Source organism: Dactylosporangium sp. CA-139114, assembly GCF_050955725.1.
Classification (GTDB): domain Bacteria; phylum Actinomycetota; class Actinomycetes; order Mycobacteriales; family Micromonosporaceae; genus Dactylosporangium.
On sequence record NZ_CP192080.1, the window covers coordinates 7,247,682 to 7,261,246 of the forward strand.

Consider the following 13,565-nt stretch of genomic DNA (forward strand, 5'->3'; position numbering starts at 1 on the left):
GTCAGCGGCCGCCGCAACGGCGCTCGAGGAAGACGCGTCGCTGCTCGTCGAGGCCGGCGTGGCCGTCGGCGTACACGTGCTCGAAAAGGGAGGCCGGGTCGGGGTCCGGCATCGTCATGCAGGCCTCCCGCAGCCGGGCCGCCAGGTCGGCCGCGTCCAGCTCCACCGCCGCGAAGAAGGCCTCGGCGTCGTCGGACGCGCGCGTCAGCCAGGCCCGGATCCGCGCGATCGGGTCCCGGGTCCGCCAGTGCTCGGCCTCGCCGGGCGGACGGTACCGGCCCGGGTCGTCGGAGGTCGTGTGTGGGCCCATCCGGTAGGTGACCGCCTCGATCAGCGTCGGACCGCCACCCTCGCGGGCCCGGTGCAGGGCCGCGGCCGTCACCGCCCGGACGGCGAGCACGTCGTTGCCGTCGACCCGGACGCCGGGGAAGCCGAAGCCCTGGGCCCGGCGGTACAGCGGCACACGGCTCTGCCGGGCGACGGGCGTGGAGATCGCCCACTGGTTGTTCTGGCAGAAGAACACGACGGGCGCGCCGGCGACGGCGGCGAACGTGAACGCCTCGCTGACGTCGCCCTGGCTCATGGCGCCGTCGCCCAGGTAGGTGAGCACGGCCGTGGCGGCCCCGTCGCGCTGAACGCCCAGCGCGTAACCCGTGGCGTGCAGCGTCTGGGCCCCGAGCACGATCGCGTAGTTCTGCATGCCGTGGGCGGCCGTGTCCCAGCCGCCGAGCCGCACGCCGCGGGACGGCGCGATGATCTCCTGCAGCGGGACGCCGCGATGCCAGGCGACGGCGTGCTCCCGATAGCTCGGGAACACCATGTCGTCCGGGGCGAGGGCGTGCGCCGAGCCGATCTGGGCAGCCTCCTGCCCGTACAGGGGCGCCCAGAGGGCCAGCTCGCCCTGCCGCTGCAGGGCCGTCGCCTCGGCGTCCAGCCGGCGGACCAGGACCAGGCCGCGGTACAGCGCCCGCAGATCCGCCACCGACGCCTCGATCGGATACTCCGGGTGCGCCACCAGCTCGCCGGCCGTCGTGAGCAGCTGGACCGCGTCGGCCGTGGCCGTCACGACGCTCCCCCGAGCTCCAGCACCTGGGCGCCCCGCAGCAGCCGCGCGGGTACCGCCCGCCGGGAGCACTCCCGCTCGAACACCTCGACCTGCGAGAGGCTGTACGTCTTGGTCGGATCCGGCACGCCGAACATGTACGACAGCCACGGCTCGAGGCCCATCGCGTAGACGTAGGCCCGCTCGGGCCTCAACGCGTCGAGCACCTGCAGCGCGCCCGCCGCGTCGGAGGCGTTCGTCCGGCGCGACTCGGCCATCCCGGCCGTGTACAGGCCCTCGGGCAGGTAGGGGGCGTTGGCCGTGGTCAGCGGCGATCCCTCGCACTCCATGCCGATGAACAGCGCCGCCACCGGCCCGATCAGGTCCCGGGCGTGCTCGTAGATCCGCGGCTCGAGGCACCGGGAGTCGGCGAGCATCACGCAGGTCCGGCCCTGCAGGCGTACCGCATAGCCGGACTTTCCCCGGATCGGCAGGTCCGCGTGCTCGCCGAAGAACGGCACCGCGGTGAGCAGCCCGCCCCCGGCGATCTCGTGGGACTCGAAGTCGTCGAGCTCGCGCACATGGTGGAACCCGATCGCCTCGAGCACGAGGCGCAGGCTGGGGTCGACGAGGTCGCCGGCGCCGGCCCGCGGCACGATGACCTCGCCGACGAGGTGGCGCAGCTGCAGCAGCGTCTCGATGTCGAGGTGGTCGAGGTGGGCGTGGGTGATGGCGAGGCAGTCGATGCGCTCGGGCAGGTCGGCGAAGGAGAACCGGTCGGCGGTACCGGCACGGCGGTACGCGACCAGGGGGTCCACCAGCACGCTGCTGTGGCCGTCCTCGATCAGCACGCAGGCATGGCCGAAGAACCGCACCCGGGGCCCGTCCGGCGGTGGCACCGGCACCGTGCCCGGCCCGTCGGCGGCCACCAGGGCCTCGAGCTCGGCCGGCCGCACGCCCAGCGCATCGGCCAGCTCGCCGCCGGGCGTTCCGGCCCGCCGGGCCCGGCCCAGCAGGTCCCATACGCCGGAGGCGAAGGGCGCCGGCGCGATCAGGCCGTCCCGGCCCGGCGAGCGGGGCACGCGCATACCGTCGCCGGGCTGGTCCGGGTCGCTGGCCCGCAGGCTGACCGCCTGCAGGGTGGGGTCGTACAGCGGGCTTCGGTACAACGCCGGTTCCAGAAACCGCACGCCCGGATCGTTGTAGCGGCCGTAGAACAGCTCGACGAAGCCGCGCAGCCCGTCCGGCACCCGCTCGTAGAGCTCGTCGAGGCGGAAGCCGCGGGCCTCGCGCAGCATGAGCGCATCGAGCGCGAGGATCTGCTCGCCGAAGCGCAGCAGATGCGGCCGATCGGCGGTCACGGCGCCCAGCAGGCCCTCCAGGTGCGCCCGGCGTCGCTGGTCGCCGTCCCGGCCGGCGGCGGCGATGCCCTCCCGTAGCGCGGTCAGGTGCCGGTCGCGCAGAATCACGCAGTACGTGTGCGGTGCCACCAGGTGCGGCCAGGCGCGGAAACCGTTGACCAGCGGTTCGGCGCGGACGTGCTCGAGGAGGTGGGACGGGGCCGCCGCGGCTTCCCCGGCGGGGCGATGCGCCATCGGGCGGCTACCGGGCCCGCGGCGCATCGGCGCCGGCCTCCAGCGCGGCGAGCACCTTGGCCACCGCCTGACGCGACTCCTCCACGTCCCGGTCGTCGTGGGTGACGTCCACGGGGATGTGCACGGCACCGCCCAGCCGGCTCCGGTCGCTGGCCAGGACGGACGCGGGAACGTCGTCCACGCCGCAGCGGCGCAGGGTGGGCCCCCAGGTGCCCGCCCAGTGCCGGTTACTGGTGGCCCCGTCGACGAGGAGGGAGGCCCGCAGCCCCTCGGCGAGCAATGCCTGGCACGCCCACTCGGCCGCCGCGCGGGTGGGCAGGTGGAAGATGACGCTGGTACCGACGTCCCCGTCGGGGTCGGCGAGCGGGCGGGCGGTCGCCACGGCCGACCCGGCGACGGGCTCAAGGATGTGCCGCTGGGCCGCCCGCAGCCGGGCGATCAGGCCGTCGACCCGATCCAGCTGCACCAGGCCGACGGCCGCCTCCAGCTCGGACATCCGCAGGTTGAGCGGGGCGCGCCGGAGCGCCGGCACCCGCTCGGCGGTGGCCGGGATCGTCCAGTCCGCCGCCGCGTCGTGCATGGCCTCGACCCGGTCGGCGTGGGCCGGATCCGCCGACTGCACCAGCCCGCCCTCCCCCGTGCTGAGCAGCTTGAAGTGCTGGAAGCTGAACGCCGCGGTCACGCCGAAGGTGCCGAGGCCGCGGCCGCGGAACGACCCGCCGAGGCACTGCGCGACGTCCTCCACCAGCAGCGCGCCGCGCCCGGCGGCCCAGGCGGCGATCCGGTCCAGGTCGCACGGCGCGCCGTAGGGGTGCACGGCGATGACGGCGCGGGCGCCGCGGTGATCGTCCAGGTGGTCCGGGTCGAGCCCCAGCCCGGCGTCGACCGGTACGAACCGGGGCACCAGGCCGGCCGCCCGGGCCGCCGTCGCCACCGCGACGAAGCCGAACGTCGGCACGATGATCTCGGCGCCCTCCGGCAGGTCGAGCGCGGCGAGGGCCAGGTACAGCGCGTTGGTGCCGGAGTTGACCGCGAGCGCCCGGCCGTCGCCGGCCGAGAACCGGTCCCGGAAGCGCCGCTCGAACTCGGCGGTCCGCCAGCCGTGGTACCGCCACAGCTTCCGATCGCGGATCACGTCGGCCACGGCCGTCATCTCGGCGTCGTCGTAGAGCTGGGTGCCGGTCAGCGGGGTGCGCGGCTCGTCGGGGCGGCTGCGCGCCGCGGTGCCGCCGTCAAGGGCCAGATCGCTCATCGGCCGCACCGTCCCACGGTGGCGCAATCGGCCGGAATGCCATTCACGGAATCGGCGGAAAATGGCGTAGCAATAGATTCGCGCATCCACCCATGACAGAACAAATCGATTCCCCCGACTCTCAACCGTCTATGCCTGCCACCGTTCTAGACCGGCTTGAATCCAAAGGGAATAGCCTTCTCAACGACTGAGACGGCGCCGCCGGAAGCACCGTGATGTGCGTCACATAAAAACCAACAAGCAGGATGGAGGCTGGTACCGTTACCGCTCTTGATTCACTTCCGCCAATTACTATCGGTGCTATTCCGGCGGTCGCCGACCGGCAAATTCCGGCCCCTTTTCGGGCGAATGGACACCGTAGGTCCACGGAATTGGACGGATCGCGGCTTGTGCGCGTTCACACCTTTCGCGGAACCCGCCGGTCCGGCTCGCCGACGCGAGCGGGACACGGCCGACACCCCTGGGAGACGACATTGGTCGCACCATCCGCGCGAGCCGCGGCCGAGCCACTCTTCGTCCAGATGGCGCAGTACGGCTGCGAGCGCGTCATCCTCTGTCACGACCGCCGCACCGGCCTGCGCGGCGCGATCGCCGTGCACTCGACGCTGCTCGGGCCGGCCGTCGGCGGGCTGCGGATGTGGACCTACCCCGAACCGGACGACGCGATCCTCGACGCCATGCGCCTGGCCCGCGCGATGACCTACAAGTACGCGGCGGCCGGGGTCGACCTGGGCGGCGGCAAGGCGGTGATCGCCGGCGATCCGGCCAGGGACAAGTCGCCCGCCCTCCTGCGCGCGATGGGTCGCTTCATCGACCAGCTGCGCGGTGACTACCTGGTCGGGCAGGACGTGGGCACGACGCTGGCCGACATGGAGGTCCTCTTCGACGAGACCCCGTACGTCATGACCCTTCCGGAGCACTCCGGCGGGGCCGGCGAGATCGCGCCGGCCACGGCCCGCGGCGCGGTGCAGGCCATCCGCGCCTGCGTCGAGCGGGTCTTCGGCAGTGCCGACCTGGCCGGGCGGTCCGTCGCGCTGCAGGGCCTGGGCAACGTGGGCGGCATCGCGCTGCGCCTGCTGCGGGAGGCCGGCGCCTCGGTGGTGGTGACCGACGTCGACGCCGCCAAGGTCGAGGCGGCCGTGGCCGGGTTCGGCGTCACCGCCGTCGCCCCCGACGAGATCTACGACCGCGAGGTGGACGTGTTCGCGCCGTTCGCACTCGGCGGCGTCATCGGCGACGACACCGTCACCCGGCTCAAGGCCCCGATCGTGTGCGGGGCCGCCAACAACCAGCTCCGCGGCGACCGCGTACTGGAGACGCTGGACGCCCGGGGCATCACCTGGGGCGTGGACTACATCGCCAACGCCGGCGGCGCCATCTGGGACGCCGACCGGCTCCGTACCGGCGGCTTCCGCGCCGAGCGGGCCGGCGCCGCGGTGGACCGCATCGCCGATCGGATGCGCGAGGTGTTCGCGATCGCCGATGCCGAGGGCATCTCGGTCCTGGCCGCCGGCGACCAACTGGCCCAGCGGCGGCTGACCGAGGCCGGGCACCGGCGCCTGCTCGGGCGCGGCCCGTCGCGGCTGGGGCTGTGAGCCCGGCGTGCCGATCGAGCGCTCCGGCCCGCTGACCTGGTCCCAGCGGGACTGGATCTTCGGGCTTCCACCGAGCCGCGCGTCCTCGTTCGAGGACAACTTCAGCCGGCAGATCGCGATCGCCCCGATGCCGTTCCCGGCCGTGCGCGCCGCCGTGCGTGACGTCCTGCTGCGGCACGAGAACCTGCGCAGCCGGGCCCGGCCCCGGCGGCCGGACGAGCCGCAGGACGTCGACCCCGTCGACGAGCGCCTCGACGAGGTCGTCACGCCCGTGCCGATCGAGACCGCCGCCGAGACGGCCCGGACGGCCGAGCGCATCTGCTTCGACATCGAGCGGGAGTGGCCGATCCGGATCTTCGCCGCCGGCGACGAGCGGGGCGTCTCGCGGCTCATCGTCGCGGTGGACCACTGGGCCGTCGACGGCTGGGCCATCCGGGTGCTGAGCGACGACCTGGCGAGCGCGACGGCGGCGCGGGCCGCCGGCGAGGCCTGGCGCGACCCCGCCCCCGTCGAGCAGCCGATCGACGTGGCTCGCTGGGAGCGCTCGCCGGTCGGGTCGGAGCACCTGCAGCGGTGCCTCGGCTACTGGCGCGAGCACTACGAGCGCCTCCGCCGCGAGCTCGAGGGCTTCCGGCCGGTCCTGCCCGGCGCCGGCCCGGACGCCGCGGCCGGGCCGCAGTTCCACGGCCGCCGGCTGCGCTCGCGCCGGCTGCGCGCCGCGGCACCGGTGGCCGCCGCGGCGCTGCGGGTCCCGGCGGCCGCCCTGTACCTGGCCGCGTTCGCGGCCGCGATCGGCGCGGCCGAGGCCAGCACGGGCCTCGGCCTGCTCACCCTGTCGGCCAACCGGGGCAGCCCGGCCGCGCTGCGCTCCATCCGCAACGCCGTCCTGCCCGCCCCCGTGTTCCTGCCCGGCCTGGCCGGCCGGCCCTTCCCCGAGGTGCTGCAGGCCTCGCGCCGCGAGCTGGCCCAGGGGCATCGGTCGGCCAACGTCGAGCCGATGGCGACCCGCCGGCTGGCCCGGGAAATCCTCGGCGACCTGGCCGTCACCGGGGTCACCGACGCCAAGTTCAACTACCTGACCCACGCCGGGCTCGGGCTCCGCGCCGGCGACACCGCGGACGATCCCGGGCCCGGCGGGCCGGCCGACGGCACCGTCGAGGCGTTTCCGGCCCGGGCGCAGGGACCCATCTACATGCTGGTCGTCTTCGAGGACGTCGCAACGGTCGACCTGACCCTGCGGTGGCGCTGCGACACCGGCTGGCAGCACGCCGCGGAGCCCATGCTGCGCCACATCGAGGACCTCGTGCTGTACGCCGCGGACCCCGGCCGGACGACGCCGGTGTACGGGCGGACCTGAGACCGGGCGGGCGGTGCGTCACCGCTGCCCGGACGGGTCCCCGCGCGAGGCGATCGCCTGCCAGCCCACCAGCGCCGACGCCGCCGCCAGGGCCAGGCCGGCGAGCACGAGCCAGTACAGGTACTCCGGGTGCGACCGCGTGGTGCTCAGGTAGACGGTCCCGCCGAGCAGCACGCCCAGGCCGCCGCCCGCGGTCCACACGATCTGGCGGACGCCGAACGCCTCGAGCACGCTGCCCGCGGGCAGTTGCGCCACGGCGGTCGACACCGTGGGGGTATACACCGTCTCGGCGATCGAGAAGACCACCACGACCAGCATGAGCGTCATGAAGCAGAGCGGTGCCAGGCCCATCACGCTCAACGCGAGCGCGAACAGCATCACCCCGGCCCCCATCGTCGCGACCATGCGGCCGGGGCGGCCGAGCAGCGGCTCGACCACCCGCGACACCGGGACCTGCAGGGCGGCGACGAGCAGCGCGTTCACCCAGAACAGGCTGGCGCGCTGGTTGGCGTCGACGACCCCGCCGGCGGACAGCGCGAACGCCGAGTAGAACTGACGGTCCAGGGCGCTGCCGACGGCGACCAGGCACAGGATCCGCACGGCGACGGGACTGCGGGCGAGCCGCACCATCGACTCCCGGCTCACCGGCCAGCGGGTGGCGACCCGGCCCGGACGGCGGCGATCCCGCATGAGCGCGGCCAGGATCAGCCCGGCCGTGCAGTACAGCGCGCCGCCGACCACGAACACCAGCCGCGGCCGGCCGAGCGTGAGCAGCAGGCCGAAGAGCGCGGGTCCGGCCGCCGCGCCGATGCAGACCGCGACCTGGACGGCCGAGAAGACCCGGTGCCGGTCCTTCGCGGCGCTGGTCGTCTCGGCGACGAAGGTGCGGCCCAGGATGCCGTACACGCTGCCGCCGACCCCGGTCACCGCGAGCGCGCCGATGGTGACCGCCGCCGGCGGAGCGCTCGCCAGGACGGCGAGTGCCGCGCCGGCCACCGTCATGCTCGTGACCATCGCGCCGCGGTAGCTCCACCGGTGCAGCCGGCTCGTCAGCAGCAGGCCGCCGAGGCCGTCGCCCACGGCCAGGGTGAGCAGCGCCGCGCCGACGAGCGCGGCCGAGTGCAGCCAGCCGTCGACCAGCGGGGCGAGCACGGACAGGGCGCCGTAATTGCCCATGGCGTAGGGCAGGAAGGCCGCGCCGAGGGCGAGGCCGCGACGCCGCGCGCCGGGCTCGGCGACCGGGCTCGGCGAGCGGACGCCGGTCACCGCAGGTCGGGCGCGAGCAGCTCGCGGACCTCGGCCACGGCGTCGCGGAGCTCGCCGCGGCCGGGCGCGACGAGGAGCGCGGTGCTGAGCAGGGCGCCGGCGTAGTCGTCCGGCGGGACGGCCACCCGCGTGCCGGGCGGCCGGTGCTCCACCGCGAACTCGACGTCAGGCCGCTCGCGGACCTTGCCGAGGCCGGGTGTCCCGCCGTAGACGCCCGCGCGGGGGGCGACGATCCTGGTCACCGCGGCGTACCGGCCGGCGGCGGGCTCCGCCGGCAGCGGCGGCCGCCCGGTCGCCACTCGTAGCACGTTGCCGTAGAAGCTCGTACCGGTGACCGCCGGCACGAGGTGGGAGCCGATGTAGTCGCCGCCGGTGCGCGCGGCGATCTCGACGAGCCTGCTCCGGCCGCCGGACACCTTGCACTCGAGGTGGAAGGTGCAGTCGTCGAGGCCGAACGCCGCCACCACGTTGGCCGTCAGCGCCTCGACGTCGCGCACGGCGGCGGCGTCCAGGGCGGTGGGCTGCTCGTGCTGGACCTCGAGAAAGCTCGCCGTGTCCGTCGTCTTGTCGGTCACGGCGGCGAGGTGCACGCCGCCGCCGGACACGAAGCCCTCGACGCTGTACTCGGGGCCCTGCAGGTACTCCTCGTACAGCAGCTCGCCGGGGGCGTCGGCGAACAGCGGGTGGGTCTGCGTGCGGGCGAAGCCGAACAGCCGCGCGGCGACGGCGTCGGCCTCGGCCCGGGTGCCGATCCGCACGACGCCCGCGCTGCCGGCGCCCGAGGCCGGCTTGAGCACGCCCCCGGGCCCGATCGCGTCCCACGCGTCCGCCACGTCCTGCGGCGTGCGGACGGGGTGGAAGCGCGGAATGCGATCGGGCGCGGCCGCGGCCATGGCGGCCCGCCCGGCGTGCTTGTCGCGAGCCAGGCGGGCCGCCGCGACCGTGGGCCCGGGCAGGCCCAGCCGCCCGGCGATCTCGGCGATCGTCACCACGTCGGTGTCGCTCCAGGTGACGATGCCGCGCGCGCCGGCTTCGGCGGCGAGCCGCACGCCCTGCTCCACGGCCGCCGGGCCGAACGGCGCGGCCATCGCGTGCACCCTGTCGACCAGGCCCGGCGGCGGCGCCGGGCACTGCGGCCCGGCCACCAGCACGACCCGCAGTCCCAGGTCCCGCGCCGCGGTGAGCGCCGGCGTGTGCTCCACCGGATCGTTGCGCAGGTTGTAGTACACGACGGTGTCCGTCGTCATGCGGTTGTCTCCCTCGGTGGACGGTGCGGCCCGGCGCTGACCCTCAGAAGGCGCCGACCAGTCGCATCGCGATTTCGGCCCCGGCTCCGGTGCGGTGGAAGTCGCGGCTGGCCTGCAGCTGCTGATAGATCGGCGCTTCCTCACGGTGGGGCGAGACGGCACCGGTCAGCGCACCGTACCACTCCCGGCCGCTCGGGCTGAGCCGCTGCGGACCGACAATGGCCGATGCCTGCAGGCACGTCGCGCCCAGCACCCCGAGGATAGTCGAGACGTTGTCCACCAGCCGCATGCAACGCCGGGCGGCGTTGAGCCCCATGCTGACGATGTCCTGGTTCTGGCCGTTGGACGGGATGCTCTTGACCGACGACGGCGCCGCCAGGTCCAGGTTCTCCGACGCCACGCTGGTGGCGAGGTACTGCGCGCCCATCATGCCGATCGCCAGCCCGGACCCGGACAGGGCCAGGAAGTCCGGCAGTTCCCCATTGAGCGCCGGGTCGACCAGCCGGTTGATCTGCCGCTCGGCCAGCACCCCCACCTCGGTGAGCGCGATCGCCAGGTAGTCGCAGGCCGCGGCCACGTACTGGCCGTGGAAGTTGCCGCCGTGGAACGACGCCTCGGCCTCCTCGAAGATCAGCGGGTTGTCGTTGCACGAGTTCAGCTCGGTCTCCACGATGCCACGCACGAACTGCAGCGTGTCCAGCACCGGCCCGATGACCTGGGGCACGCACCGCACCGAGTAGGCGCTCTGCAGGTACACCCCGGTGTCCACCACCTCGTCGATGCGCTGCTCCTCGATCGCCGACATCAGTTCGGCGTGCTGGCGGGTCAGCTCGCTGCCGCCCAGCAGGTCGCGCAGCCGCTCGGCGACGGCGATCTGCCCGCGGTGGCCCTTGAGCTCGTGGCCGCGGGCGTCGAAGGCCCGGGTCGAGCCGCGCAGGCACTGGGTCAGCACGCTGGAGAGCAGGATCTCCGCGTTGACCAGCCGATACGCCTCCACGATGACCAACGCGGCGGCACCGGTCATGGCCGACGTGCCGTTGACCAGCCCCAACCCCTCCTTGAAGCCCAGCTCCACCGGCCGCAGCCCGAGCTGGTCCAGCACCTCGCGCGACGGGCGGCGGGCGCCCTCGTGGAAGACCTCGCCCTCGCCGATGAGCGGCAGGGCCATGTGGCTCAGCGGCGACAGATCGCCGCTCGCGCCCAGTGAGCCCTGCTCCGGGATCACCGGGTGGACGCGGTGGTTGATCAGGTCGACGAGCAGGGTCAGGGTCGCGACGCTGACGCCCGAGTGGCCCTTGGCGAGCGAGTTGGCGCGGGCCAGCATGACGGCGCGCACCACCGGCTCCGGCAGCGGCGCGCCACCGCCCGCCGCGTGCCCGCGCAGCAGGTTCACCTGCAGCTCGGTGCGGTAGCGGGCGGGCACGGCGACGTGGGCCATCTCGCCGAAGCCGGTGTTGACGCCGTACATCGGGCGCTGGTCGGCGCCCCACGCCTGGACCCGCTCGTGCGCGCGCTCGACGGCCTTGAGGCAGTCGTCGTCGATGGTGACGTGCTCACCGCCGTAGGCCACGGCGTTCACGTCGTCCACGGTCAGGCTCTGCCCGTTGAGCGTAAGCATGTCGGCTGACTCCTCACATCCGGATGGCTCCGGCTAGCAGTGGGGCAGGATCGTGTCGTAGGGAAGGGCACGGCGCAGTGTTCCCAGCTCCTCCTCGAGCCGGGCGACGAGCTCGCGGTTGTGGCGCCGGACCGCACTGTCCGGCCAGGCGGCGACGCGCACGGGCAGGGCCCAGCGCGCGTACAGCAGGCAGCCGCGCGAGACCTTGGCGCGGTAGGACGTGGTGCCGAACCAGATGCGGCGGCGGCCGAGCCGGTAGGCGCGCTCGATCGGCTGGTAGAAGAGCATCTCGAAGTACTCGTAGGCCGAGCGCAGCCGGGCGTAGTCGAAGCCGACGGTGCGGGCGTAGGCGGCGTCGCCGTGCTCGAGCAGCATGGCGAAGCCGGCCGGGCCGTCGTCGCCGGCGCAGAACAGCACGGTCGTGACAGGGTCCAGGACCTCGGCCTGCTGGGCGATCATGCGGCGGGCGGCGGCGGTGCTCAGCCCGCTGCCACCGTACTTGGCCGTCGTCTGCAGCCCCAGGGCGACCACGTCTTCGACGCACTCGCCGAGGCGGCATTCGACGATGTGGTACCGCTGGCGGGCGAACGCGTCGCGCTCGGCGGACACGGCGCGGGCCCGGCGGCGCGACAGCATGCCGAGGTAGTCGGCGAACCCGTCGCCGGGCAGCGCGAGCGCGGCCTCGCAGCCCAGCAGGAGCGGCACCCGGCCGGCCAGCAGCGGGCGCAGCGTCGCCACGCCCTCGTCGTCGAGGTAGGGCCACCACGCCGTGGGCACCTGCCGCTCGTCGAACCACGCACCGGCCCGCTCGAGCAGCCGGCCGAAGACCTCCCGGCGCTGCGGCTCGGGCGTCCCGGGCCGGACCAGCAGGCCGTTGTTGTACCCGTGCCGGTTGCCGAGCAGAACGTGGTGCTCGTCGCGGGCAACGGACTCGGGCAGCAGCTCGCCGAGGCGGTAGGCGCCGTGCGTCTCGTCGCGCAGCCGGTAGAGCGGCAGCGCCGCCACGGCCTCGCCGGCCCGGGACGCGATCAGGTGGCGGGCGTCGATGCCGGCGCGTTCGCGCTCCTGGAACCGGTGCCAGCGGTGGCTGCCGTAGAGCCCGCCGGCCAAGGCGTCCCACCGCTGCTCGGGGATGTCGCCGGCGGACCGGACCGTCTCGACGTCCAACGCGGGTGCCGTCACTGGAAGATCTTGCCGGGGTTGAGGATGCCGAGCGGGTCGAGCACCGCCTTGACGGCCGCCATGACCCCGACCGCGGCACCGTGCTCCATGCGCAGCAGGTGCCGCTTGCCCTGTCCGATACCGTGCTCGCCGGTGCAGGTGCCGCCCAGCTCGACCGCGCGCCGGGCGACCGCGATCGACAGCCGCCGGGCCCGGTGGCGGGCGTCGGCGTCGGCCGGGTCGACCATCGCCAGCATGTGGAAGTTGCCGTCGCCGACGTGGCCGCACAGCGGGGCCTCGACGCCCAGCCGCTCCGCCTCCGCCATCGCGAACCCGATGCACTCGGCGAGGCGCGACAGCGGCACGCAGGCGTCGGTCGGCAGACCGGCCCGGCCCGGGAACATGGCGTGGGTGGCCCACCACAGCTCGTGCCGGGCGTGCCAGAGCTCGGCGCTGCGCTCGGTGTCATCGGCCGAGCGCACGCCGGTCGCGCCGAGACCGTCCAGCAGCGCGACGAGCCGCACCAGGTCGCTCTCCACGCCGACGGCCGCCCCGCTGATCTCGAGGAAGAGGTGGATCTCCTCGGGCAGTCCGAGCCCGAGGTGCAGGTTCAGCGCCCGGATCGACGCGCGGTCGAGCAGCTCCACCCGGGTGAGGCGGATCCCCTGCCGGCGGATCGCGATCGCCGCGGCCACCGCCGCGGCGACGGACGGGAACACGGCGGTCGCGGCCGCGACGTGCTCGGCAAGCGGGTAGACCCGCAGGGTGAGCTCAGTGAAGACGCCGAGGGTGCCCTCCGCGCCGACGAAGAGCCGCAGCAGGTCGTAGCCGCTGGCGCTCTTCGCGGCGGCGGTGCCCACGGCGATCTCCTCGCCGCCGGCGAGCTGGACCCGGGCGGCGAGCACGTTGTCGCGCATGGTGCCGTAGCCGACGGCCCGGGTGCCGCTGGCCCGCGTCGAGGCCATGCCGCCGAGCGTGGCGTCGGCGCCGGGGTCGACGGGGAAGAACAGGTCGTACGGCGCCAGGCGGGCGTTCAGCGCCTCGCGGCGAATGCCCGGCTGGACAGTGACGGTCAGCTCGTCGGGCGCCACCGCGACGACCCGGTCGAGGCGGCTCAGGTCGAGGCTCAGACCGCCCTGCGGCGCGTTGACCTGGCCCTCGATGGACGTGCCGCCGCCGAACGGGATCAGCGGCACCCGGTGCTCGGCGCAGAGCCGCAGCACGTCGCGGACGTCCTGCACCGACTCGGCGTACACCACGCCGTCGGGCGGCTCGGGCGCCGTCCAGCCGGTGGTGGCGCAGTGCCGGCGCCGCTCCTCGCCGTCGCGGCGGAAGCGCTCGCCGAACAGCTCGGCGAGCCGTGGTCCCAGCGCGCCGAGGCCGTCGCCGGCCCTGGGCGCGCCGTCGGGCAGATAGGTCGTCATCGTCTCCC

10 protein-coding genes are annotated in these 13,565 nt (G+C 74.4%); 2 read left to right on the plus strand and 8 right to left on the minus strand.

Annotated elements, in window-relative coordinates:
- Position 1: 1 nt before the first annotated feature.
- The 3 genes from pdhA to ACQP2P_RS32355 are packed head-to-tail and all read right to left on the minus strand — an operon-like array spanning position 2 to position 3,889.
- Entirely contained in the window at positions 2–1,135 is a 1,134-nt protein-coding gene (pdhA, locus tag ACQP2P_RS32345) for a pyruvate dehydrogenase (acetyl-transferring) E1 component subunit alpha (RefSeq protein WP_433607274.1), read from the minus strand.
- Positions 1,063–2,637 (minus strand): MBL fold metallo-hydrolase, encoded by a 1,575-nt coding sequence (locus tag ACQP2P_RS32350; protein ID WP_433607276.1) that lies wholly within the window; start codon positions 2,635–2,637, stop codon positions 1,063–1,065. Before ACQP2P_RS32350 ends, pdhA begins: the two co-directional genes overlap by 73 nt.
- Positions 2,638–2,644: 7 nt before the next feature.
- Entirely contained in the window at positions 2,645–3,889 is a 1,245-nt protein-coding gene (locus ACQP2P_RS32355; protein ID WP_433607278.1) for an aminotransferase class I/II-fold pyridoxal phosphate-dependent enzyme, read from the minus strand.
- A 521-nt stretch (positions 3,890–4,410) separates the two neighbouring features.
- On the opposite strand from ACQP2P_RS32355, the gene ACQP2P_RS32360 reads away from it, so the two are divergent.
- A complete protein-coding gene (locus ACQP2P_RS32360) occupies positions 4,411–5,484 on the plus strand; it encodes a Glu/Leu/Phe/Val family dehydrogenase (protein ID WP_433607279.1) in 1,074 nt (357 codons plus the stop codon).
- Positions 5,485–5,491: 7 nt separating this feature from the next.
- Complete coding sequence (locus ACQP2P_RS32365; protein ID WP_433607281.1) at positions 5,492–6,841, plus strand: hypothetical protein; 1,350 nt, start codon at positions 5,492–5,494, stop codon at positions 6,839–6,841.
- Positions 6,842–6,859: 18 nt separating this feature from the next.
- Here the strand turns inward: ACQP2P_RS32365 and ACQP2P_RS32370 are convergent, their stop codons facing one another.
- The 5 genes from ACQP2P_RS32370 to ACQP2P_RS32390 are packed head-to-tail and all read right to left on the minus strand — an operon-like array spanning position 6,860 to position 13,557.
- Positions 6,860–8,107, minus strand: a complete 1,248-nt coding sequence (locus tag ACQP2P_RS32370) for an MFS transporter (RefSeq protein WP_433607283.1) — start codon at positions 8,105–8,107, stop codon at positions 6,860–6,862.
- Positions 8,104–9,354 (minus strand): ATP-grasp domain-containing protein, encoded by a 1,251-nt coding sequence (locus ACQP2P_RS32375; RefSeq protein WP_433607285.1) that lies wholly within the window; start codon positions 9,352–9,354, stop codon positions 8,104–8,106. The genes ACQP2P_RS32370 and ACQP2P_RS32375 overlap by 4 nt, the downstream gene beginning before the upstream one ends.
- 43 nt (positions 9,355–9,397) lie before the next feature.
- Entirely contained in the window at positions 9,398–10,972 is a 1,575-nt protein-coding gene (locus ACQP2P_RS32380; RefSeq protein ID WP_433607287.1) for an HAL/PAL/TAL family ammonia-lyase, read from the minus strand.
- A 33-nt stretch (positions 10,973–11,005) separates the two neighbouring features.
- Positions 11,006–12,154 (minus strand): hypothetical protein, encoded by a 1,149-nt coding sequence (locus tag ACQP2P_RS32385; RefSeq protein ID WP_433607289.1) that lies wholly within the window; start codon positions 12,152–12,154, stop codon positions 11,006–11,008.
- Positions 12,151–13,557, minus strand: coding sequence for an FAD-binding oxidoreductase (locus tag ACQP2P_RS32390; RefSeq protein WP_433607291.1), 1,407 nt, complete (start codon positions 13,555–13,557; stop codon positions 12,151–12,153). The genes ACQP2P_RS32385 and ACQP2P_RS32390 overlap by 4 nt, the downstream gene beginning before the upstream one ends.
- Positions 13,558–13,565: the final 8 nt, after the last annotated feature.

Bases quoted from the DNA above. Each gene is read 5' to 3' on its own strand.
- ACQP2P_RS32350 (WP_433607276.1), bottom strand. From the start codon at position 2,637: ATGGCGCATCGCCCCGCCGGGGAAGCCGCGGCGGCCCCGTCCCACCTC.
- ACQP2P_RS32355 (WP_433607278.1), bottom strand. From the start codon at position 3,889: ATGAGCGATCTGGCCCTTGACGGCGGCACCGCGGCGCGCAGCCGCCCC.
- ACQP2P_RS32360 (WP_433607279.1), top strand. From the start codon at position 4,411: ATGGCGCAGTACGGCTGCGAGCGCGTCATCCTCTGTCACGACCGCCGC.
- ACQP2P_RS32375 (WP_433607285.1), bottom strand. From the start codon at position 9,354: ATGACGACGGACACCGTCGTGTACTACAACCTGCGCAACGATCCGGTG.
- ACQP2P_RS32380 (WP_433607287.1), bottom strand. From the start codon at position 10,972: ATGCTTACGCTCAACGGGCAGAGCCTGACCGTGGACGACGTGAACGCC.
- ACQP2P_RS32390 (WP_433607291.1), bottom strand. From the start codon at position 13,557: ATGACGACCTATCTGCCCGACGGCGCGCCCAGGGCCGGCGACGGCCTC.